The sequence below is a fragment of the Caballeronia sp. A2-2 genome (genome assembly GCF_057612605.2).
The window spans coordinates 3,314,376-3,337,731 of record NZ_CM172587.1; the positions used below are offsets into that span (position 1 = coordinate 3,314,376).

Annotated in this window: 19 protein-coding genes and 1 pseudogene; 7 read left to right on the forward strand and 13 right to left on the reverse strand. The window is 58.3% G+C overall.

What is annotated here, in order from left to right:
- Window positions 1-60: 60 nt before the first annotated feature.
- From ACZCWR_RS15700 to purB, 3 genes are all read left to right on the forward strand, one after another.
- Window positions 61-1,086, forward strand: coding sequence for an aminoglycoside phosphotransferase family protein (locus tag ACZCWR_RS15700; protein WP_487301642.1), 1,026 nt, complete (start codon window positions 61-63; stop codon window positions 1,084-1,086).
- Between the two features lie 7 nt (window positions 1,087-1,093).
- The gene (murU, locus tag ACZCWR_RS15705) at window positions 1,094-1,798 is read left to right on the forward strand and encodes an N-acetylmuramate alpha-1-phosphate uridylyltransferase MurU (protein WP_487301643.1); all 705 of its coding nucleotides are present in this window, start codon (window positions 1,094-1,096) and stop codon (window positions 1,796-1,798) included.
- A 91-nt stretch (window positions 1,799-1,889) separates the two neighbouring features.
- Window positions 1,890-3,278: an adenylosuccinate lyase gene (gene purB, locus ACZCWR_RS15710; RefSeq protein WP_487303348.1), complete on the forward strand. Its 1,389-nt coding sequence runs from the start codon at window positions 1,890-1,892 to the stop codon at window positions 3,276-3,278.
- Window positions 3,279-3,350: 72 nt separating this feature from the next.
- Here purB and ACZCWR_RS15715 read toward each other — a convergent pair whose 3' ends face one another.
- The 3 genes from ACZCWR_RS15715 to ACZCWR_RS15725 all read right to left on the reverse strand — a co-directional run bounded on the left by ACZCWR_RS15715 (window position 3,351) and on the right by ACZCWR_RS15725 (window position 7,042).
- Window positions 3,351-3,845: a gluconokinase gene (locus tag ACZCWR_RS15715; protein WP_487301644.1), complete on the reverse strand. Its 495-nt coding sequence runs from the start codon at window positions 3,843-3,845 to the stop codon at window positions 3,351-3,353.
- A gap of 10 nt (window positions 3,846-3,855) precedes the next feature.
- Entirely contained in the window at window positions 3,856-5,220 is a 1,365-nt protein-coding gene (locus ACZCWR_RS15720) for a GntP family permease (RefSeq protein WP_487301645.1), read from the reverse strand.
- A gap of 655 nt (window positions 5,221-5,875) precedes the next feature.
- Entirely contained in the window at window positions 5,876-7,042 is a 1,167-nt protein-coding gene (locus tag ACZCWR_RS15725) for a YadA family autotransporter adhesin (protein ID WP_487301646.1), read from the reverse strand.
- Between ACZCWR_RS15725 and ACZCWR_RS15730 the strand changes: the two genes are divergently transcribed.
- Together ACZCWR_RS15730 and ACZCWR_RS15735 are read left to right on the forward strand one after the other, a co-directional pair.
- Window positions 6,999-8,255 (forward strand): hypothetical protein, encoded by a 1,257-nt coding sequence (locus tag ACZCWR_RS15730; protein ID WP_487301647.1) that lies wholly within the window; start codon window positions 6,999-7,001, stop codon window positions 8,253-8,255. The two genes, ACZCWR_RS15725 and ACZCWR_RS15730, sit on opposite strands and share 44 nt — an antisense overlap.
- The gene (locus ACZCWR_RS15735) at window positions 8,248-9,510 is read left to right on the forward strand and encodes a hypothetical protein (protein WP_487301648.1); all 1,263 of its coding nucleotides are present in this window, start codon (window positions 8,248-8,250) and stop codon (window positions 9,508-9,510) included. Before ACZCWR_RS15730 ends, ACZCWR_RS15735 begins: the two co-directional genes overlap by 8 nt.
- Here ACZCWR_RS15735 and ACZCWR_RS15740 read toward each other — a convergent pair.
- From ACZCWR_RS15740 to edd, 7 genes and pseudogenes are all read right to left on the reverse strand, one after another.
- A pseudogene (locus ACZCWR_RS15740) lies at window positions 9,507-9,689 on the reverse strand (hypothetical protein); the annotation flags it as partial. The gene ACZCWR_RS15735 and the pseudogene ACZCWR_RS15740 overlap by 4 nt on opposite strands.
- Window positions 9,650-10,063, reverse strand: a complete 414-nt coding sequence (locus ACZCWR_RS15745; protein ID WP_487301649.1) for an ESPR domain-containing protein — start codon at window positions 10,061-10,063, stop codon at window positions 9,650-9,652. The gene ACZCWR_RS15745 and the pseudogene ACZCWR_RS15740, both read right to left, overlap by 40 nt.
- Before the next feature lie 438 nt (window positions 10,064-10,501).
- On the reverse strand, window positions 10,502-11,629 hold the full coding sequence (locus ACZCWR_RS15750; RefSeq protein WP_487301650.1) for a DUF2827 domain-containing protein: 1,128 nt from the start codon (window positions 11,627-11,629) through the stop codon (window positions 10,502-10,504).
- A 46-nt stretch (window positions 11,630-11,675) separates the two neighbouring features.
- Window positions 11,676-12,827 (reverse strand): DUF2827 domain-containing protein, encoded by a 1,152-nt coding sequence (locus ACZCWR_RS15755; protein ID WP_487301651.1) that lies wholly within the window; start codon window positions 12,825-12,827, stop codon window positions 11,676-11,678.
- Window positions 12,824-13,981, reverse strand: a complete 1,158-nt coding sequence (locus ACZCWR_RS15760; RefSeq protein ID WP_487301652.1) for a DUF2827 domain-containing protein — start codon at window positions 13,979-13,981, stop codon at window positions 12,824-12,826. Before ACZCWR_RS15760 ends, ACZCWR_RS15755 begins: the two co-directional genes overlap by 4 nt.
- A gap of 858 nt (window positions 13,982-14,839) precedes the next feature.
- Window positions 14,840-15,472, reverse strand: coding sequence for a bifunctional 4-hydroxy-2-oxoglutarate aldolase/2-dehydro-3-deoxy-phosphogluconate aldolase (eda, locus tag ACZCWR_RS15765; RefSeq protein ID WP_487303349.1), 633 nt, complete (start codon window positions 15,470-15,472; stop codon window positions 14,840-14,842).
- Window positions 15,473-15,531: 59 nt separating this feature from the next.
- Window positions 15,532-17,475 carry a phosphogluconate dehydratase gene (edd, locus tag ACZCWR_RS15770; RefSeq protein WP_487301653.1) on the reverse strand — a complete coding sequence of 648 codons (1,944 nt, stop codon included), beginning with the start codon at window positions 17,473-17,475 and terminating at the stop codon, window positions 15,532-15,534.
- 296 nt (window positions 17,476-17,771) lie between these two features.
- Here edd and ACZCWR_RS15775 point away from each other — a divergent pair, with 296 nt between their 5' ends.
- Together ACZCWR_RS15775 and ACZCWR_RS15780 are read left to right on the forward strand one after the other, a co-directional pair.
- The gene (locus tag ACZCWR_RS15775; protein ID WP_487301654.1) at window positions 17,772-18,611 is read left to right on the forward strand and encodes a MurR/RpiR family transcriptional regulator; all 840 of its coding nucleotides are present in this window, start codon (window positions 17,772-17,774) and stop codon (window positions 18,609-18,611) included.
- A gap of 65 nt (window positions 18,612-18,676) precedes the next feature.
- Entirely contained in the window at window positions 18,677-20,479 is a 1,803-nt protein-coding gene (locus ACZCWR_RS15780) for a glycosyl transferase family 1 (protein ID WP_487301655.1), read from the forward strand.
- Here ACZCWR_RS15780 and ACZCWR_RS15785 read toward each other — a convergent pair.
- The 3 genes from ACZCWR_RS15785 to holA form a co-directional block, all read right to left on the reverse strand.
- The gene (locus ACZCWR_RS15785; protein ID WP_487301656.1) at window positions 20,466-20,882 is read right to left on the reverse strand and encodes a CopD family protein; all 417 of its coding nucleotides are present in this window, start codon (window positions 20,880-20,882) and stop codon (window positions 20,466-20,468) included. The two genes, ACZCWR_RS15780 and ACZCWR_RS15785, sit on opposite strands and share 14 nt — an antisense overlap.
- 8 nt (window positions 20,883-20,890) lie before the next feature.
- Window positions 20,891-22,162 carry a glutamate-5-semialdehyde dehydrogenase gene (locus ACZCWR_RS15790; RefSeq protein ID WP_487301657.1) on the reverse strand — a complete coding sequence of 424 codons (1,272 nt, stop codon included), beginning with the start codon at window positions 22,160-22,162 and terminating at the stop codon, window positions 20,891-20,893.
- Window positions 22,163-22,266: 104 nt separating this feature from the next.
- Entirely contained in the window at window positions 22,267-23,352 is a 1,086-nt protein-coding gene (holA, locus tag ACZCWR_RS15795; protein ID WP_487301658.1) for a DNA polymerase III subunit delta, read from the reverse strand.
- Window positions 23,353-23,356 lie beyond the last annotated feature (4 nt).

The window sequence follows — 23,356 nt, forward strand, 5'->3', positions numbered from 1 at the left end:
ACGGATCGCTTAAAAAAGTCGTGGGGTATTATATGGCAAGAAGTTTTGCCTCTCGAATTTATGACGCACATTCCCTCCGATACCCGCATCGAACAACTCCGTTCCTGGCTCGAAACTTTCGCCGATCGCTATCGGCTGAACCTCGCGAGCCTTGCACCCGCCTCCGCCGATGCCAGTTTTCGCCGTTATTTCCGGCTCGACAGCGATTGCGAGCACGGGAAAACACTGATCGCCGTCGATGCCCCGCCGCCCGAAAAATGCCGCGAGTTCGTGCAGGTCGCGGGACTTTTGCAAGCAGCCGGCGTGCACGTGCCGAAAGTTCTGGAAAGCGATTTCGACGCAGGCTTCATGCTGCTGACCGATCTCGGCACGACCACGTACATTTCCATCCTCGATGAAAAGAACGCGCGCCCGCTGATGCGCGACGCGATTGGCGCGCTCATCCGCTTTCAGTCGACCGCGCGCGAAGGCGTGCTGCCCGCGTTCGACGAAGCGTTTCTGCGCCGCGAGATGGAGTTGCTGCCCGAGTGGTTCATCGGCAAACATCTGGGCCGCGAAGTCACGGCGGACGAACGCAAGACGCTCGATTCGACCTACACGCTGCTGGTTCAGAGCGCGCTGAATCAGCCGCAGACATTCATGCTGCGCGATTTCATGCCGCGCAATCTCATGGTCTGCGAGCCGAATCCGGGCGTGCTGGATTTTCAGGACGCGGTCTACGGGCCGATCACGTACGACATCGCCTCGCTGCTGCGGGATGCGTTCATTAGCTGGGAAGAGGATTTTCAGCTCGATTGCTTCGCCTACTACTGGGAGCGCGCGAAAAAAGCCGGTTTGCCGGTCGATCCGGATTTCGGCGAGTTCTACCGGCAAATCGAATGGATGGGCCTGCAACGGCATATCAAAGTGATCGGGCTGTTCGCGCGCATTCATTATCGCGATGGCAAGCCGCGCTATCTCGCAGATCTACCGCGTTTCATCGGTTATGCGCGCAAGGTTGCGGAACGTTACGCGCCGCTGTGGCCGTTCGCGCGCTTGCTCGATACGCTCGAAGGCCGCGCGATCGAAGTCGGCTACACGTTCTGAACCTTCCATGACCCACGCACTCAAGACGGCGATGATCTTCGCCGCAGGCCGCGGCGAGCGCATGCGTCCGCTGACGGACACGTGTCCAAAGCCCTTGCTCGATGTCGGTGGAAAACCGCTGATCGTCTGGCAGATCGAGCGGCTGGCGGCGGCGGGCATCCAGACCATCGTCATCAATCATGCGTGGCTCGGCGCGCAGATCGAAGCCGCGCTCGGCGATGGATCGCGTTGGAATGTCCGCCTGCGATACTCGGCGGAGACGGACGCGCTGGAGACGGCGGGCGGCATCGCACAGGCGCTTCATCTGATCGGCGATGGCGTGTTCATCGCGGTTAGCGGCGATGTGTTTTGCGACTTCGATTACGCGTCGCTGCGAGATCGGGCGGCCGCGCTCGCCGCGCGTGAAACGCCCGGCATGCATCTCGTCATGGTGCCGAATCCGGGGTTTCATCCCAAGGGCGACTTCGCATTGCGCGACGATGGCCTGCTCGCACTCGATGGCGAACCGCGCTTCACCTTCGGCAACATCGGTCTCTACGACACGCGCATGTTCCGCGATCTCGCGCCCGGCACGCGGCGCGCGCTGACGCCCTACTACCGCGAAACCATCGCGACGGGACACGCCAGCGGCGAATTGTTCGAAAACCGATGGGAAAACGTCGGCACGCCCGCGCAACTGGAAGCGCTGGACCGCGAACTGCGCCAGGCCTGAATTCACAAGGGCGCGGCGCCCGGATTGGGATGCATCCGATGGTAAAATGCGCGGTTCTTCCGTCATTTCTCCCCCGCCGCATCTCGCCACCATGTCCGATACCCGTCCCGATACGCTTTTCGCGCTGACCGCGCTCTCTCCGCTCGACGGCCGTTACGCCGCCAAGACCGAAGCCCTGCGCGAATGGCTTTCCGAAGCCGCGTTCATGCGCCATCGCGTGACCGTCGAGATTCATTGGCTGATCGCGCTGTCGCGCGCCGGTTTCGCCGAAGTGCCGCGCTTTTCCGAGGCATCGGAGCAATTCCTGCTCGCGCTTGCCGAGCGCTTCACCGCGCACGATGCGGCGCGCATCAAGGACATCGAGCGTGTCACGAATCATGACGTGAAGGCGGTCGAATACTGGCTCAAGGAATCGGTCAAGGGTCAGCCGGAACTGGAGCGTGCGAGCGAGTTCATTCACTTCGCTTGCACGTCGGAAGACATCAACAACACGTCGCACGGGCTGATGCTCGCCGGCGCGCGCGAACATGTGATCCTGCCCGCGCTGCGTTCGGTGCATGCGCGGCTCGTCAAGCTCGCGCACGAACATGCCGCGCAGCCCATGCTCTCGCGCACGCACGGTCAGCCCGCCAGCCCGACGACACTCGGCAAGGAAATCGCCAACGTCGCGGCGCGTTTGTCGCGTGCGATCGAGCGTGTCGCGCAGGTTTCGCTGCTCGGCAAGATGAACGGCGCGGTGGGCAACTTCAACGCGCATCTGTCGGCGTATCCGGAGTTCGACTGGGAAGCGTTCTCGAAGGATGTCGTCGAGAACCGGCTCAAGCTCACGTTCAATCCCTACACGATTCAGATCGAGCCGCACGATTACATGGCCGAACTGTTCGATGCCATCGCGCGCGCGAACACAATTCTGCTCGACCTCGACCGCGACGTGTGGGGCTATATCTCGCTCGGCTACTTCAAGCAGCGCACGAAGGCGGGCGAAATCGGTTCATCGACGATGCCGCACAAGGTCAATCCGATCGACTTCGAGAACTCGGAAGGCAACCTCGGTCTTGCGAACGCGACGCTGCGCCATCTCGCGGACAAGCTGCCGATTTCGCGTTGGCAGCGCGATCTGACCGATTCGACGGTGCTGCGCAATATCGGCGTCGCGTTCGGCTATTCGCTGCTCGCCTACGATTCGCTGATTCGCGGACTCGACAAGCTCGAAGTGAATGCCGCGCGTCTGAATGACGATCTGGATAACTGCTGGGAAGTGCTTGCGGAACCGGTGCAGACGGTCATGCGCCGTTATGGCATCGAGAATCCGTATGAGCAACTGAAGGAACTGACGCGCGGCAAGGGCATCACGCGCGAGGCGTTGCAGACGTTCATCGGCGGACTCGCGATTCCCGCGGACGCGAAGAAGCTGCTGCTGGAGATGACGCCGGGCTCGTATATCGGCAAGGCGGTGGAACTTGCGAAGCGGATTAGCTGAACGTCCTTTTGAGCCGGCAATAGAAAAACCCCAAGGTTTAGCGCCTTGGGGTTTTTGCTTTGGGTCAGTCGCTTAACGCGTCTTCAGTTCTTCCATCACCTTCTCGACGATCTGCTCCGGCGTGTAGTCGATGCTCACGATGATCGCTTCATCGGGCCCAGGTTCTTCGAGCGTATCGAGCTGACTGTTCAGGAGCGACGGATCGAAGAAATGCCCCGTGCGCGAGCCGAGCCGTTCCTTCAAAGTCTCGAACGTGCCCTGCAGATAGACGAACCACGTGTCCTTGTCGTTCTCGCGCAGCACGTCGCGGTACGAACGCTTCAGCGACGAACACGTGAACACGGCCGTCTCGCCCGCGCGCTGCTTTTCCTCGATCGCCGCGCGGATCGTCTCGAGCCACGGCCAGCGGTCGTCGTCGGTCAGCGGGATACCCTTGTGCATCTTTTCCTTGTTGGCTTCGCTGTGGAACGCGTCGCCGTCGGTGAACGTGCAGTGCAGGCGCTCCGCCAGCAATTCGCCGATGCGGGTCTTGCCGGCGCCCGATACACCCATCGCGATCAAAATCATCGAAACCTCCTTACACGACCGTCGCAAGCGCGAAGGTCAATCCGAGACCCATCAGGGAAATGAGCGTTTCGAGCAGCGACCAGGTTTTGAACGTCTGCCCCACCGTCATTCCGAAGTATTCCTTGATCAGCCAGAAACCGCCGTCGTTGACGTGCGAAAAAATCAGCGAGCCGGAACCGGTTGCCAGCACCAGCAATTCGGGGCTGACGTGACCGCCCGCCGCAGCCGCGATCGGCGCGACGATGCCGCATGCGGTGGTCATCGCGACCGTCGCGGAGCCGGTAGCCAGACGAATCAGCGCAGCGACGAACCAGCCGAGCAGCAGCGGTGAAAGATGCGCTTGCGACGCGGTCGCCACGATCTGCTGCGAAATGCCGCTGTCACGCAAAACCTGACCGAAGCCGCCGCCCGCACCCACGATCAACGTGATGCCCGCGATCGGCGCGAGACACTCGCCGCAAAACTTTTGAATCTGCTCGCGGTTGAAACCGCGCTTCGCGCCGAAGGTCCAGAAACTGACCAACACGGCCACGAGCAGCGCGATATCCGACTGACCGATGAAGCGCAGCAAGTCGTTCGGCAGCGTCTTCGGCGTGAAAACGAGATCCGCCCAACTGCCGACCAACATCAGGATAACCGGAAGCAGAATCGTGAACAGCGTGATGCCGAAGCTCGGCAGATCGCGCTTCTTCTCGGTATCGCCGTGTTTGCTGATGAACTGATCGGCGAGCGCGTTGGCGTCCGGCAACTTGATGTATTTGCTGATGAGCAGCGCGAACAGCGGACCGGCAACGATGGCGGTCGGAATGCCGACGATCAGGCCGTAAGCGATCGTTCTGCCGATGTCGGCGTGATAGGCCTGCACGGCGAGCAGCGCCGCCGGGTGCGGCGGAATCAGACCGTGCACGACGGACAGGCCCGCGACCATCGGCAGGCCGATCAGCAACAGCGACTTGCCCGTGCGCTTGGCGACGTTGAAGGCGATCGGGATCAGCAGCACGAAACCGACTTCGAAGAAGACCGGCAAACCGACGATGATGGCGACGACCATCATCGCCCAGTGGATGTTCTTCTCGCCGAACAGCTCGATCAGCGTGTTCGCGATGCGCTCGGCGCCGCCGGATTCGGCCATCATCTTGCCGAGCATCGTGCCCAGCCCGACGACAATCGCAATGTGGCCCAGCGTATTACCGTTGCCGGTTTCGAACGACTTGACGATTTTGTCCATCGGCATGCCCACCGCGAGCGCGAGCAGGACGGAGACGATCATCAGGACGAGGAACGGATAGACCTTGAAACGTGCGATCATCAGAATCAAAACCGCGATCGCGATCACCGCGTAGAGCAGCAACATGCTCCCGTGGACGGCTGGCATAACGCCTCCTTATTGGTGTTAGGGTTTTTCCGCGCTATGCGTGCGTTTGCCGTCGCTGCACTGCACATCGAGGCAATGAACGGCAAGCGCGTGCACGGCGCAAGGCAACGGAATTTTACTTGTAAGCGAGGAAGTTGGCCGCGAAACAGTCCGGCCGATTGGACAGTCGATGCGCGTTCTTCGTTTGTCGTGGGATATGGCGCAGCAAAAGAAAAAGCCGGCGTTCGGAGGAACGTCGGCTTTCAGAGAGCGGGTCGCCAGGCGCAGGCTACGAAGGCTGCCTCGACGCCGCTGCGCATGAGAACGTGATCTCGCGAGGATTTCCGCCCTGCATGCTGTCGATCGCCTGAATCAAGACAACTTGCTGATCCTTGCAGATCTTGGTTGCTTCGACCATGCAGGATTTTTGCGATTGAAAAATGCCGGAGCAATTGACGCGATAAGCGTCAGGCTGGCCTGCGATGTTGACCTTGTTGGCCGTGTACGTCGGGCCGTTGCCTGTCGTGCATGCAGACAGCACGCCGACAGAAATAAGGACTGTGAAGAGAAGTTTTGACATATCGATTTCTACCAGATTCTGTTCGAAGGGCTAGGACCGGACGACCTGCCTGCAGGCCGTCCGAAACATCCTGAGCTTGCGCCCAGGATGTTCGCCTTACCACCGATACGAAGCGTTAGCGCCGTACACGGTACCGTTGCGGCTTGTGCCCGCACCGGCCTTCAGCACCAGGTTCTGAGTCACGCGCAGATTCAGTGCAACGGCTGCCGCCGCATAGCCCTGATACGACGCACCACCCACGCCGACGGAAACAGTCTTGTCCTGATCGACGTTCGGAACCATTGCCATCGCCGTGGCTGCAGCGATACCCGAGTATGCGCTGCGAGCCGTGCCTGTCACGGCGCCCTGCATCGCACCGACTTGTTGGTCCGTATAACCGTTGGCCGACGAAACCGCATCGTTCAACTGGTTGACGTTGACCATGTCGTTGTCTTGCGTGCCTGCTGCTACGTTGGTGATCTGACGTTCGTGGCCTACCGAGCCGACCGACACCGTTTGAGCGGCATCCGCCACTGAGCTTGCGCCCAGCGCAACCGAATTGTCCGCAGTAGCCTGCGCGTTAGCGCCGATCGCCGTGGCGTAATTGCCGCTCGCCAAGGCGTTCGTACCGAGAGCCGAGGTGTTCGTGCCGGTTGCATGGGCATTCGCACCGACCGCCGTAGCGTGCGGGCCGCTTGCCACCGCGACTTCCGTGGACAGGTTGCCGTCAGCCGCGAACATCGGATTCTGGCTGGTCGTGACGTTTTGTACCGAGGTCGTCAAAGCATCCAGCTGCTCCTTGTTCGCCAGATCCGTCGGCGCTTGCCCATCTCTCACACCATGAATTTGCGTGCCGTTTGCGCCGCCAAGCGTGATGTTGCTGTAGTCGGTGTTGCCGCTCGAATCCGTGTTGAAGGTGACAGCGGTCTTCACAGCCTTGGTTCCGCCGTCATACAGGTTCGACGACTCCAACTGTCCGACCGTCGCTACGTCATCGTCGTTCACGCCGTTTGCGATATGGACCAGACGCATCTTGTCGGTCGAGTTTCCGAACGACACGGTGTTGGCTTGATCCGCTACCGCGTTGGTACCCAGCGCGACCGAATTGTCCGCACTGGCAACCGCGTTGCCTCCGATTGCGATCGAGTCTTTGCCCGTCGCCGACGAGTCGATCAGGATCGAGTTGGCATGGAAATACTTGATGCCCTTGCCATTCACGGCGCCGCTCACCGATGTCGAAATGCTCGTGACATCACTCATTGCCGTGCTGATGGTCGTCGACATTGAGCTGACGGTCGTGGACATCGAGCTGATCGTCGTCGACATCGAGTTCACACCAGTCGAGATCGAGGTCGACAACGAGGTGAAGCCCGTTGACAACGACTCAACGCCCGTGGACAGCGAACTAACTCCGGTGGAGAGCGAGCTGATACCGGTGGACAGGGAGTTGATGCCTGTCGATACCGAGGTGGACAGCGAGCTCATGCCGGTGGAGAGCGAATCCACACCCGTGGAGAGCGAGCTGATCGCCGTCGAGCTGGACGTGGACAGCGAGCTCACACCGGTGGAGAGCGAGCTGATCGCCGTCGACGACGACGTGGACAGCGAGCTCATGCCCGTCGAGAGCGAATCCACACCCGTGGAGAGCGAGCTGATCGCCGTCGAAGTCGAACTCGACAGCGAGCTGATGCCCGTGGAGAGCGAGCTCACACCCGTGGACAGCGAGCTGATCGCGGTCGACGACGACGTCGACAGCGAGCTGATACCCGTGGACAGCGAGCTGATGCCCGTGGAGAGCGAACTCACACCCGTGGAGAGCGAGCTGATCGCCGTCGACGACGACGTGGACAGCGAGCTCATGCCTGTGGAGAGCGAATCCACACCCGTGGAGAGCGAGCTGATCGCCGTCGAAGTCGAGCTCGACAGCGAGCTGATGCCCGTGGAGAGCGAACTTACACCCGTGGACAGCGAGCTGATCGCGGTTGACGACGAAGTCGACAGCGAACTCACACCCGTGGAGAGCGAGTCGACCGAGCTCGACAGCGAGCTCACACCCGTGGACAGCGAGCTGATCGCCGTGGAGCTCGAGGTCGACAGCGAACTGATGCCCGTCGAGAGCGAGTTGATCGACGTGGAGGTCGAGTCCGACAGCGAGCTCAGCGAACTGATGCCCGTGGAGCTCGATACCGACAGCGAGTTCATGCCCGTGGACAGCGAACTGATGCCCGTGGAGCTGGACGCCGACAGCGAGCTCATGCCCGTGGACAGCGAACTGATGCCCGTGGAGCTCGACACCGACAGCGAGTTCATGCCCGTGGACAGCGAACTGATGCCTGTGGAGCTGGACGCCGACAGCGAGCTCATGCCCGTGGACAGCGAACTGATGCCCGTGGAGCTCGACACCGACAGCGAGTTCATGCCCGTGGACAGCGAGGACACGCCCGTCGACAGCGAGCTCATGCCCGTGGACAGCAACCGAACTGTTGGTCGTGCTTAGGCCCGTAGACAGCGAATTGACTGCGCTATTCGTTGAACTCAGCCCCGTCGAAAGGTTATCAATCTTACTGCTCACAGTGCTCATACCTGTGGACAGGCTATTTACGCTGCTCAGGGCCGTGCTCACGCCAGTCGAAAGCGAACTTACCGTACTGTTCGTCGCACTCAGGCCCGTCGACAGGGAACTAATTCCCGATGAGGTGGAAGTCGACAACGAACTGAGGCTCGTTGATAGGGATCCAACGGTGCTATTCGTCGTGCTTAGCCCGGTTGACAAACTATTTACAGCGCTGTTGGTTGAACTCAGACCGGTCGACAGACTGCTTACGGCGCTATTGGTCGAACTCAGACCGGTCGAAAGACTATCAACGTTACGGTTGGTCGTATCAAGGCCAGTGGAGAGGCTGCTCACAGCACTATTGGTTGTGCTCAAGCCGGTTGACATACTATTCACCATGCTGGTCGTCGTGCTGACGCCAGTCGATAGTGAGGTGACCGTGCTGTTCGTCGTGCTGAGTCCAGTCGACAAGCTGCTAACAGCGCTAATCGTTGCGCTCAAACCGGTCGACAAGCTGCTAACGACACCGTTTGTCGTGCTTAGACCGGTCGACAAGCTACTTACTGCAATGTTCGTCGAGCTCAGGCCAGTGGACAAGCTATTGACCGAGTTGTTGATCGTGCTCACACCCGTTGACAGCGAAATGACGGAACTGTTGACAGTGTTCAGACCTGTTGAGAGGCTGCTCACCGAGTTATTCGTGACACTCAAGCCGGTCGAAAGAGAACTGATATTGCTGTTGGCAGCGCTTATCCCCGTAGAGAGAGAAGAAACCTGCGTCGATGCCGACGACGAGATACTGCTCAACCCTGTGGAGGTGGAAACTGACAACGAACTCAGACTAGTCGAGAGGCTGCTTACGCGGCTGCTTGCGCTGCTGACGTCCGTTGACAGTGAAATGACCGAGCTCGAAAGAGAAGACACCGCACTTGACAAAGAACTCACGGTGGTCGACGTGCTTGCTGAAACTGACGACCATGCCGTAGAGATCGACGACATGCCTGTCGAAAGGCTCCCGGACGCCGAATTCCACGCGGTCGAGACTGAACTTATGCCGGTAGATAGACTCGCCGAGGCACTGGTCCACGATGTCGACAGAGAGCTCACGCCTGTTGAAATCGAACTGATGCCGGTTGAGAGCGACAGCGACGTTGAGCTTACGACCGTCGATAGCGAGTTGGACATGCTGAACAACTGACTACCGTTCACGGCATCGGAACTTCCTGCGCTAACCTGTCCTGCGAGAAGATTAGTGATGGAATGGCCAGTCATATCCAGATACTGCTGCATCTGGATCACCGTTTTGGCACCCATTTTGATGACACCGCCGCCAAGACTCATGTATGCCGTTGGCGCCGAGTTATCGTCCTGCACCATGATCCCGGAAAACGCCCCCCCATGTTGGCGACCGAATTATTCCCGCAACTACCGCCGTTGATGGGGCCTGCCGAATTATTCCATATGCCGTAACCGGAGCCATTCACACACGACCCAATAACAGGCGTCAAAGCGAACGCACTGGTTGTGCTACCAGCAAGAAAAAGCGCTGCAAACGACGCTCCGACAACTGACGCACTGAGACCTGTCGAAGTCTTTTTCGCAAGTGTCAACGCTTCCGTGCCGAGTGTATTACGGCCCTCGCACGTTTGAGTTGCACTGCTGCAAGCCTTCCCATGCGCCATCGCAGTCTCGGCGACAGCGACAAAAGTCCCTACTTTTTCATTCCAAATACTGCGGTATGACTTATTCATAAACCGAATTGACCCACAAAAACGAGCGTCTTTTACAAAAAAACCAAGAAAGGGAAACCTTTCGACCACTGCAAAGAATATTGATATTCGCGCTATCGTAGAAGCGGACAGGTCCTAAAATCGCCTTGCCTTAGCACCCTCGATGCATTGCTGAAAATCCTTACTTTTAGGAGAATTCGCATATACATTGGCTTGCAAACAAGCACCGCTTCAGCGACTTCAGCCACGGATTAATATGCAACGCAGGGGGGGTGAATAGAAGCGAGAATAAACAGGCGAGCGGAGTCGGCCCTAGCCACTTTTAGGCTATTGGATGAACGAGAATCAGCTCAACACGGGATCAGAATGATCCGAAGGGAATGGTGGCCGGGCCGGCCGGAGGGTCGTTGGGACCGCCCGGACGGCTGGAAATACATCTCGCCGAAGATATGTGAATTTTTAACGCAAAGGCTTTGTCATCAAAGAAGATAACAACTCAGAATAGCCTTTAACCAACGCCTTGTTTTCTGGCAAGAAGCGATCGATCATTGATCGCTGAGCTTCACGATAATTGTCATGACGGTCATCATGTCCATTTATAGCCTCGACAACCCGGCGCGCCCCTTCGTGCACGTCGTTAGCGTGATAGTAATAGCCGAGATCCGTGCATAACGTTGCGTTATGCACCAACGGATAACCTTGCCAACATACTTCGAGGTAGAAGTAATTCAGCGGATTTTCCCATTGGTGGGACACGATGATATCGGTACGTTCGGCTAAGAATGTCGGCGTGTCAAAGCGACCCAGGAAAACGGCTTTGTGCTGCCGCACGATGTCGAGCTGATTCATCAAAGAAATAAATTCTTTGCAATTCACGGCGAGATGCTCGGAGTTCGTAACTTGCAATAGCTCGATCGAGTCAGGACGTTCCCGATAGGCTAGCTCGGCAATCATCGCCGGGTAGAGACAGAACTTCACGACATTTATGTTGGGCTCCATCACGCTTAATCGGCGTGGACCAATGTGAGGCCTATACTCACCGAAATACGGCATTGCTGCCGCGCGCGCGTTCAAGAAAACGGGGCTCCAGATAAACGGCACTACCTGGGCAGTTTGTCTGCGCAGAACCTCAAAGTAAGCCTGACTGATATTTGCGACCTGAGGGATCATCCAGATGGCGTCATATCGTTGATTGACAAACAAATTTTCACCAAAGCTCGGTTTGTTGAAAATAACCGATTCCATTGCGTGAACATATTCGAATCCGCAACAGTAGGATACTAGCCGTGCGCCCCGCCGCTTCAAGTAATCTGTGGCCATCGGATCGATTTGACCGCCGAGTTCGATCAGTACGTCGACGTCATCCTTGGCGTTATCAAAGGTCACTGTGGGCCAGCGATTCAGATCCCACGGCAATTTGTTCGTGATAGGAACGTGCGTTGTGTTGACGAGGACAACGCTCGCCACATTCGGACAATTCTTTAAAGCTTCTGCCAAGAACACGGCGTTTTGTTTGATTCCGTTATTCCACAAAGTTTCGGCTTCATGGTGCAGTCCAATTGTAATACCTATGTGCAGCTTTCTCATCGCCCCACGCTCCAATGCTCAGTTTTCCGAACGTTCAACTCAAAACTCATGTTCTTGCGTATACCGCTTCAATCGCTTCCGTATAAACTCGCACGTTGTCTTCGTTCTCAGGATCGAGCGTACGTAAAAATTTCTTTGCCGTTGCACGGTAGCTATCTAAGACTTCGTCATGCACAGCGAACGCCCGGCGTAACGCCTTCCCGCCTTCTTCGCAGTCGAAGTCGTGGTAGCGGTAACCACAATCCCCAATAAGGTCCGAGTTGTGAATCAACGGATAACCGCCATACAGCGCTTCGTAGTAAATGTAGTTCTGAGGATTTTCCCATTGATGGCTGACCACCGCATCCACCGAAACAGGTACGATCTGCGCGAATGGAAAACGGCCCTCAAACGAGCCAAGTCCATGTTTGACAATATCCAAACTCTGCGCGAAACCTGTAAAGGCCGGATGATCTTTCAATTTGAATGTGTTGAACGCATACATCCGCTCAATCATGTCAGGATTATCTCGATGCGCAGCCTCGCAACTTAAAATAGGGATATAGCTCGTTTTGACCATACATACGTTCGGCTCGAATACGCCAATACGCCAGCGGCGCCTGCCGGGTTCATATCCAAACTTCTGCCCTTCCGGAAGCTTGGATACCTCGCGGTCGAGCACCACCGAGCTCCAAAGATGGGGCATCAGCTTCACCGGCGCGCGAAACAGCGTTTCAAAGTACGGCGCGCAGCTGTTTTCGTACTCAGGCAGCGTCCACACCTCGTCATAAGGCGCCCCTGAAATCAACAAAGCATGCTGGAGATTAAAAACCATGCGTTCGATGTCGATGACGTAGTCATTTCCCACTCGCATCGTGATAATCTTACCGCCGCGTTCCTTGAATTGGACTGACCAATCCCTATTCAACTGCGCGCTCATTTCGATCATTACATCAAGCGTCGTCATTGCGGTCGGCATGTCGATGAGCGGCGCTGGCGAGTCGACGAGAAAGCGCTTTGCGTCTTCAGGATTGCCGTCGCCGCCACCGGTTACGAGATAGGTGGCTTTCACACGTGGCGAACGCTTCAGAAGCATGACTAGATACAAACAGTTCTGAAATATTCCATTTTCCCAAAGCGACTGCTCACCCTTCCGTATGAAAATGGACACGCCGACGCTAATCCGCTCCGGCATGCGGGATTTGATTTGCTTATTCATACGCCGAGCCTCGTCTTGTTACCTTGGCAAAGATGCAGCAACCGGTCCGCGAAAACGTCAAGGTTGCTTTGTTTAAAAGGATTGACCGAGTCGATAACGCGCTGGGCCCTTGCCCGATAATCAATCAACGACTCGTCATGCTCGCGTGCGGCCCGCAGCAATTGCCGGCCACCTTCTTGTGCGTCGAAATTGGGGAAGTAATACCCTGCATCGAGCCACGGCGAATTGTGCACCAACGGATATCCACCGTACAGAACATCGAGATAAAGGTAATTCTGGTCATTACCCCATTGATGGGAGACAACAGCATCGGCATACTGAGACATAAACCCGGCGATGTCATTGCGTCCATGAAATGTTGCCTTGCTGTCTTTCACAATGTTCAGCGAATTCGCCATTTGAACAAGCGTCGGATGATCCTTCATATGCATGGTGTTAAGCACATGCATATGCGACAGGCTTGCCGAGTCCGCGCGATATGCTTCTTCGCACACCAGTATCGGAATACTCGACGTTTTCACCACCGATATATTAGGCTCGAATATCGCGACACGAAAACCCTGGACATGAGCGGATTCCTGCAGCGACGACTTTCCTCGCGGCTGATAACCATATTGAAGGCCGTGCTCGTTCACTTCCTCGATTCGCTTCGCAAGGAATTGCGGGTGCCAGATAAACGGAACGAGATGGACGCTGCACCGATGCAAAGTGCGCATCATGGGAATAGAAAGCTTATCCTTCGACATAAGCCAAATCTCGTCATAGCGATCGGGGCGCATGACATGCACAGGCTTATCGAAAATCGGCGCTTCGATGAGCCCCGCGTATGGCTGACCACAGCAGTAATACACGACCTTTTTGCCGCGCGAACGCAACAAGTCAAGCCACGACGTGTCAAGCGCACCACCCATTTCGAAGACGACATCGACCTGATCGGTCGCGTCATGCGTGCGCACGATGCGCAGGCCTTTGGAGGCAAGATCGACTTGCGGTGGCATCACATGTTGGTCCCCGACGTCGATCAGCGAGATGCTCTCGACGAAAGGCAGCTTCTGCAACGATTCTGCAAAAAAAATAACATTCTGACCTAATCCATTCTGCCAGATGTTTTGACCCTGATGCGTGACAATTGAAACTCCGATTCGAATGCCCATCGGATTAATCCCAAAATCGAAATAGCGACGTAAATTGAGGCGAACGTTTCGCTCGCAACGCGCGAGCAGACAGCCAACCGCTGCTCACGCAATCGAGGAAAACGGAAGTTCTTTGAGGAAACTGGCTTGGAATCCCTCGCTCGCGGCGATGCAATCAAATATATAGAATTATTTTGGGATTTCACAGAAATTTAGGACTTGTTCGGAGTTTTCCTATCCGAAACAAGTGCCTGGCACATACCCAGATAGATTGTTTCAAGTTTAAGAGGGTGGTTTATTCGATACTGAATCTTTTTTTTGTACTCTGATGGCTAGCCGCTGTAAATTTTTAGCTCTGAGAGTCGGGCGACTATGACTTGGAGGTGGTATTTCGGGCGAGTGCCCAAAGAGCCAAGTTTTTTTAAGTAAGCTAAACCACAAGTATTGCAAATTTCGGGCTAACACAGCGTTAATTTCAATACACCTTCTTTAACGATTACTTCTAAGCAGCAGTAAAATAAATAAAAAACTACTGATTATAAAAATACAAATTACTTAAACAATCAATAATAAAAACTCAAGCGTATGCAACGAAGGCTTTTTAAGAAAGCCATTCGACATTGCCTGAAAATTAGTTTCACTTGATAGGACATGCTCACATAGCCTATCTTTGATCATATTGGGAATATAGGTAAAAGGTATTCGATATGTTTTTCGGATTCAATCTAATTCAGCTCTCGCTGAGGTTTTTCTTGTTTTTGCCGGTTCGTTTCAATCAAGGCGTTGAAAAGGCCTAAGCCCAGAAACTCACGTTCTGGGCTTAGGTGCATGCGCTCAATGACCGTGAGACGGCGGCCATTACATACGATCGTACGCAGGCTATTCCCGAGGCGCCAATTCGCTTGCAGCTCGCGCAAGCCGAGTGATCTCCTCCCAGTTTTCTCCCGCGAGCGCACTCTTCGGCGTAAGCCACGAACCGCCGACACAAACCACATTTTTTAGCGCAAGAAAACTCGACGCCGTCTCGGCCGTAATGCCCCCAGTCGGACAAAACTTCAAGTTTGGAAACGGCCCGCCAAACGCCTGCAGCATCGGAATTCCGCCCGCTTGCTGTGCGGGAAAAAACTTGACGATTTCGTAACCCAACTCCATTGCCGCGATGATATCGCTCGGCGTCATGACGCCCGGCAACAATGGCAATCCCGCATCCTGCGCTGCCTTGTGCATGTCCCGTGTCAGCCCCGGCGATACGCCGAATTGCGCCCCCGCCTTCTTCGCCTGCGCGCAATGCTCCGGCTTCGTGATCGTTCCCACGCCAACCACGATGTCATCAGCCAATTGACAGGCGCGCTCAATCGCGCCAATTCCCGCCGGAGTACGCAGCGTGATCTCCAGCACCTTCACTCCACCCGCGTGCAATGCGCGCGAGACATGCTCGCCCTGCTCCACCGAGTCAAATGCCAGCACCGGAATCACCGGACCCAAACGCACGATTTCGCTTACCGTTTTCATATGATGCGACTCCTGTTTTGTGCGTGGCGCCCTTACGTCGCCCCGCAATGGGTTCAGATTCAGTGATGCGTCGCATGCGCTTTGTTGAGCGCCGAAGCCGCGGCGCGTGCGTTATCGCGTAGCGCATTACGCTCAGGCGATGCAGCCGCCGCTCCGCCATTCGCCTCGGCCGACCCCACCAACGCACCGAACACCGACGCACCCTCTTCCGCCGGCAACGCAGCGCTACGGAACACGCCAAACAATTCGCGGCCGAATCCCACTTCGTTATCCGCTTGATTCAGCGGCAACTCGACTTCCCGTTCGCTCCATGTTTTCGCGTCGATCTCGACATCGAGCACGCCGGCGGGTGCGTCGATCACGATCATGTCGCCCGTGCGGACCTTGCCGAGCGGCCCATGCAAAAGCGCCTCTGGCGAAACATGAATCACCGCCGGCACTTTGCCCGATGCCCCGGACATGCGTCCATCCGTCACTAACGCCACGTGAAAGCCCTGATCCTGCAACACGCCCAGCAAAGGCGTCAACCGATGCAGCTCCGGCATCCCATTCGCCCGCGCGCCCTGAAAGCGCACGACCGCCACGAAGTCCCGCTTGAGTTCGCCCTTGTCGAACGCCTCTTGCACTTCTTCCTGCGAATTGAACACGATCGCCGGTGCCTTCACCACGCGATGCTCCGGCGCCACCGCCGAAATCTTGATGACGCCGCGCCCGAGCTTGCCCTGCATCAACCGCAAGCCACCATCCGGCTGAAACGCTTCCTCGATGCCGCGCAGCACCTTCGTGTCATGACTTTCAGCCGCGCCATCAACCCATTGCAGTTTGCCGTCGATAAGCTTCGGCTCCTTCGTGTAATGCGAAAGTCCCGGCCCTGCCACCGTCTGCACGTCCTCATGCAGCAGCCCGCCTTCGAGCAGATTGCGCACGAGAAACGCCACGCCGCCCGCCGCGTGAAAATGGTTCACGTCGGCCTTGCCGTTCGGATAAATCTTCGCGAGCAGCGGCACGACTTGCGACAGTTCATCGAAATCATTCCAGTCGATGACAATGCCCGCCGCCCGCGCAATCGCCACCAAATGCAGCGTGTGATTCGTGGACCCGCCCGTCGCCAGCAGCGCGACGATGCCATTGATCACTGCCTTCTCGTCCACCACATGGCCAATCGGCACATAGTTGCCGCGTTCGAGCGTCAGATCAAGCACGCGTCGCGCGGCCTCGGCGGTGAGCGCATCGCGCAGCGGAGTGTGAGGATGCACGAACGCCGAACTCGGCAGATGCAAGCCCATCACTTCCATCAACATCTGATTGCTGTTGGCCGTGCCATAAAACGTGCAAGTGCCGTGACCGTGATACGCGGCGGCTTCCGCTTCAAGCAACGCGCCGCGATCGCATTGACCCGTCGCGAATTCCTGACGCACCTTGGCTTTTTCGTCATTGGTGAGGCCGCTGGTCATCGGGCCGGCGGGCACGAAAATGGTCGGCAAATGGCCGAACTGCAACGCGCCGATCGCCAGTCCCGGCACGATCTTGTCGCACACGCCCAGGCACAGCGCCGCGTCGAACATATTGTGCGTGAGTGCGACCGCCGTGCTCATCGCGATGACTTCGCGCGAGAACAGCGACAGTTCCATGCCCGCGTTGCCCTGCGTAATGCCATCGCACATGGCGGGCACGCCGCCCGCAAATTGCGCGATGCCGCCATGTTCGCGCGCCGCCTGCTTGATGATGTCCGGGAAGCTCTTATAAGGCGCGTGCGCGGAGAGCATCTCGTTATACGACGACACGATGCCGATGTTCGGTTCGCGCACCGACTTGATCGCGATCTTTTCCTGCCCTTCCATGCCGGCGAAACCATGCGCGAGATTCGCGCATGACAGCGCGCCACGCGCCGGGAACATGCCGCGCGCGGCATCGATGCGCGCAAGATACGCCGAACGCGTGGCCTGACTGCGCACGATCACGCGATCCGTGACTTTTTTGAGTTGTGCATGCGGGGAAACCATCGAAGCTCCTTCGTCTCACTCCCGGCGGCAGCCGTCGAGCTGTGGGTTGGACTTAGCGAGGACAGGCGATTGTTGTGATTCTTTTGTCGTCGCGCTGTTGCGAATGTTAGTAGAAAAACTACATACTGACAATGCAAGTTTAGAGCGAAATTCCTGGAAGGTCCGTTTAATAACGTTAAAGCGGAGAGCTTCTACGGGAAATCCCTAGGGACGGCGGCCGAAATTCATGTAGTATTTGTACAAAGCAGTCCATCGGCTATAGTCCCAACCAGTTTTCAGCATAGGCGAGATTTCCGATGTTGCTGTCTCAAGTCGAGGCAATGCGCGAACAATTGCGCCCTTCCGAGCGAAAGCTGGCGGAATATGTGCTGGAAGCCCCGCGCGAGGTTCTCGACCTGTCGATGACCGACTTCGCCGCGCGCGCAGGCGTCAGTCAGCCGACCATCGCGCGCTTTTGTCAGGCGCTGGGTTTTTCCGGCTTCCGCGAATTCAAGATTCGTCTTGCTCAAAGCGTAGCAGCGGACGTTCCCACGGTTTATCGCGACGTGCGCAGCGACGAACCACCTTCCGGCGTTGCCGCGAAGGTGCTGGACCGGACCATCGGCGCGTTGATTCAGGTGCGCAATAGTTTGTCGTCGGACAGCGTGGCGGCGGCGATCAACATGCTGAGCGCGGCGCGGCGCATCGAGTTCTATGGCGCAGGCGGCTCGGGCATCGCTGCGCTCGACATGCAGCACAAGTTCTTCCGCTTGGGTGTGCCGTCCGTGGCGTACTCCGATCCCCACACCTACACGACCTCCGCCGCGTTGCTCGGCGAAGGCGATGTCGTCGTCGCGATCTCGAACACGGGCCGCACGAAGGACATTCTCGACGCGTGCAAGTCGGCCTTGCACAACGGCGCAAAAGTGATTGCGATCACGCACGGCAATTCGCCGCTCGCGCGCCTGGCGAGCGTGGGCCTTTTTGCGAACGTCGATGAAGACACCGATATTTTTTCGCCGATGACTTCGCGCGTCTCGCATCTGGCGATCGGCGACATTCTGGCGGTGGGACTGGCGCTGGCGCGCGGGCCGGAGTTGGCGGAGAAACTCGCCGAGGCGAAAGACGTGCTGGAGAGCAGACGCGTAGGTTCATGATGCAGTCCCGATTTGCAGGCAAACAGGCGATACTTGAACACCGCGCCTGATCTCACCTGCATCTCATGAGCAACACCTTTACCGTCGAACTTCTGGAAAGCCATCTTTCCGCTCAGAAGTACGACGAAGCGATCAACTGCCTGTTCGAATTCGCTGCACGATTTCACCGGCATCCTTATCTCGACCTCGGCCAGTTTTTGACGTCCGCGCCGTCTGCATCGTTCGATGCATTCGCTATCCGCATGTCGTCAGCGTTGGCGCGGCTGTTCGGCGACCCGCGCTTCTCCATCACCGATGCGCGCTGGCAGCGCCTTCTGCCCGTACGCTCGATGATCTGGAACGTGCTGAGCGCCGACCCGCTGCAAACCGCCCGACCGACCGCCGCCGCGCTTCTTTCGTCCATGAACGAGGCACCCGATACAGCACGCGAAATTGCGCTGCTCCATAGCCCGGAATGGCGTCTGCCCATCGACATGGGGCTTTTCTGGGCACGAGATCGTCAGGCCGCTGCGACGCTCGCGCTTGGCATCGCGGGTGAGCTTTTTACGGGAAGTCCCGCCGCTTACGCGCAGCGCAACGCGTTGCTCGAATGGCTGCCCGGCGTGATGCACGAGATTCGCGATCTTCTGGAAGTCGATGTCATCGCGATCTGGCAGCTCTACCTTCATTGCAGTTACGCGAACACGCCTCGCCGTCACGACATCAAGCGCAACATCAATACGCTGGTGCGCGCCAAACTGCGCGAGTACGGGTCTTTTGCGCCAGCCAGCGCGTCTCCGCCGCGATCCCGCCCGCTCATGCTCGTTTTCACAGAAGCATTCAACAGCGGACATTCGATCGTGCGCACGCATTCGCGGACCTTGCTCGCCGCCCGCGCGCATTTCGAAGTCGTCGCGCTGTGCTTCGCGAAATCGGTCGATGAACAAAGCCGACAGATTTTCGACCGTGTGATCGAGTTGCCGGAAACGGAAAACATCCCCGCCTGCATCGAGACGTTTCGGCAATTCGCCGCGGAGATGCAGCCGGATGTCTTTTACATGCCGAGCGTTGGCATGAGCGTTCTGAGCATCTTTCTATCGAACGTGCGGCTGGCGCCCTTGCAGATCGCGGGTTTGGGACATCCGGCGACGACACATTCGGATTGCATCGATTACGTCAGCGTCGAAGCAGATTATGTTGGCGATACCTCGTGCTTCAGCGAACGGCTAATGCTGCTGCCGAGCGATGGCCAGCCCTACGCACCGTCGGCACGTCTGGAATCAATCGGCATTCGACGTTCACGCGCAGACGCGAAAGTGCACGTCGCCATCGCCGCGAGCATGATGAAGCTCAACCCCGACTTTCTGAGCGCGTGCGGACGAATCGCGCGCGCATGTCCCAACCCGATCCACTTTCATTTCTTGACGAGCGGCAGCACGGTTTTGCTGCTCATGCGTCTGAGCCGTGTGCTCGATGAATTACTGCCCGCCGACACGTACACCGTGCACGGCTTCACGCCTTACCCCGATTACGTGCGTTTTCTGAACGAAATGGACATGTTTCTGAGCCCGTTCCCGTTCGGGAATACGAACGGAATCGTCGATGCCTTCACGGTGAATCTGCCGGGCATCTGCAAAATGGGAAGCGAGGTATTCGAGCGCATCGACGGCGCGATGTTCAAGCGCGCGGGGATGCCGGAGTGGACGGTGACAGACACCGAAAACGCCTATATTGATGCCGCCATTCGGCTTGCTGAGAATCACGAAGAACGTGAATCCCTACGCCAGCACATGCGCGACACGAACGCGGTTCAGCGCTTTTTCGAAGGACGCCCGGAAGCATTCGGCGAGGCCGTGTTGCGGCTCATGCACGCACTCAGAACGGCTTGATCACCACCAACAGCGTCGCCCCGAGCAACCCAAGCACGGGAAGCTCGTTATACATCCGATACCACTTGTGCGAGCGCTTGTTCTCCCCGCGCTCGAACGTATGCAGCAACACGCCGCAATACGCGTGATACACGATCAGCAACACGACGATGGTCAGTTTCGCGTGCAGCCAGCCCTGTCCCGCGCCGATGCCAACCACGAGCCACAACCAAAGCCCGCACGCCAACGCCGGCACCGCGATGAAAGTCATGAAGCGAAACAGCTTGCGCGCCATCAACAAGAGCCGCGCGGTGGCTGCCGCGTCGGTTTCCATCGCCAGATTCACGAAGATGCGCGGCAGATAAAACAGCCCCGCAAACCACGAGGCGACCAGCACGATATGCAGCGATTTGATCCAGAGCATCGCTTGCCTTATTGACGCACTTCGCCGCGACCCAGCACCACGTATTTCAGCGACGTGAGCCCATCGAGTCCGACCGGACCGCGCGCATGCAGTTTGTCGTTGGAGATGCCAATTTCCGCGCCGAGCCCGAACTCGAAACCATCGGCGAAGCGCGTGGAGGCGTTGACCATGACGCTGGCCGAATCCACTTCGCGCAGGAAGCGCATGGCGCGGTCATGATCTTCGGTGAGAATCGCGTCGGTGTGATGCGAACCGTATTCGTTGATATGTTCGATGGCCTCATCCAGCCCATCGACGATCTTCACCGCCAGCACCGGCGCGAGATATTCGGTGCGCCAGTCTTCGTCGGTTGCATCGACGAGCGCGCCGATTTTCGCGGCTTCGAGCACGCGGCGCGCGGCGGCATCCACGCGCAGTTCGACATCTTTCGCCTGAAACGCGCGCGCGAGTCGCGGCAGCGCGACGTCCGCGATGCCACGCGCGACGAGCAGCGTTTCCATCGTGTTGCACGTGCCATAGCGATGCGTCTTCGAGTTGTCGCACACCGCCGCGGCTTTCTCGAGATCGGCGCGATCGTCCACGTAGACGTGACAGATGCCGTCGAGGTGTTTGATCATCGGCACGCGCGCTTCTTCCATCAAACGCGCGATCAGGCTCTTGCCGCCGCGCGGCACGATCACATCGACGAATTCCGTCATGGTGATGAGCTTGCCGACCGCCGCGCGATCTGCCGTCTCGACCACCTGCACCGCGTCTTGCGGCAAACCGGCCGCTTCGAGTCCCGCGCCGATCAGCTTCGCCAGCGCGGTATTGCATTCGAGCGCTTCGGAACCGCCGCGCAGAATGGTCGCGTTGCCGGATTTGAGGCAAAGTGCGGCGGCATCGATCGTCACGTTCGGCCGCGATTCGTAAATGATCCCGATGACCCCGAGCGGCACGCGCATCTGTCCGACCTGAATGCCGCTCGGCCGGAACTTGAGCCCGCTGATTTCGCCGATGGGATCGGCCAGCGCGGCGACCTGCCGCAAGCCTTCGACCATCGTGTCGAGCGCCTTGTCGGAGAGCGTCAGGCGGTCGATGAACGCGGTGTCGTGCCCTTTGTCGCGCGCGCGGGCGAGATCACGCGCATTCGCCTGTTTGAGCGATTCGCGCTCGCGTTCGATGGCATCCGCCACCGCGAACAATGCCGCGTTCTTCGCCGCCGTCGATGCCCGCGCCATCGCGCGCGACGCGACCCGTGCGCGGCGGCCGAGGTCGGTCATGTACTGGTCGATGTTCATCGTGAATCTCTTTCGTTGTAGCGCGCTGGCAGAATGCGTCCGCCGCCGCCAAAAAAGTCATTCTAAGCAATTGCGCGACGGCAGACAGTGCGCGCGCGAGCGTCCTAGCGACGCGGTCGCGCCGATGCGGCCTGCGCCGGTTTGCCTTGCGCGACGGCCATCGCGAGTTCGAACATGCCGGCCCACGGGTCCGGCGGCGGCTCGCTGCCGCGCTTGCCCGTGCTGCCCGAGAGTCCTTTGACCTGCCGATCCAGCTTCGCCGCGAGCGACAGCGCCTTCTCCAGCGCTTCGTCCGTCACGCGCGACAGCGCCGGTCCGATCAACCGTTCGCGTGGTCCCCACACACGGTTTTCGCGCATGAGCGTCGCCAGCGGCTTGCCGGACGCGACACCGCGCTTGATGCGCAGCAGCGTGCGCACCTCTTCCACCAGCGCCCACAGCACGAGCACCGCCGCTTCGCCTTCGCCCTTCAAACCGTCGAGCATGCGCGCCAGACGACCGACATCGCCGGTCAGCATCGCTTCGTTGAGCTTGAAGACGTCGTAGCGCGCGACGTTCAGCACCGCGTCGTGAATCTGCTCGAAACCGAGTTCGCCTTGCGGATAAAGCAGCCCGAGCTTCTGAATTTCCTGATGCGCCGCGAGCAGATTGCCTTCCACCCGTTCCGCGATGAACAGCAGCGCGCGCCGCCCGTCCTCGCCCGCCGCGACGCGCTGCCCTTGCGCCGCGAGCCGCTGGCCGATCCACATCGGCAATTGCGCGCGCTCGACCGGATCGATCTTGAGCGTGACGCCGGTGGCGGTGAGCGCGGTGAACCAGCCGGACTTCTGCGACGCGGCATCCATGCGCGGCAAGGTAACGAGCATGAGGATGTCGGGATTGTCCGCGCCCGCGAGCGTCTTGAGCGCTTCCGCGCCTTCCTTGCCCGGCTTGCCGGTCGGAATGCGCAACTCGATCAGTTGCCGGTCGCCGAACAGCGACATCGACTGACTCGCCCCGATCAGCGCGCTCCAGTCGAAATAACGCTCGACCGTGAACACGGCGCGATCGGTGAATCCGCCCGCACGCGCCGCCGCGCGAATGCGATCGCACGCTTCCTGCGCGAGCAGATGCTCATCGCCATAAACGACGTACAGGCCCTTCAGCCCTTTCGCGAGGTGCGCTTCGAGCGCGTCGAGCTTCAACTGCATGATG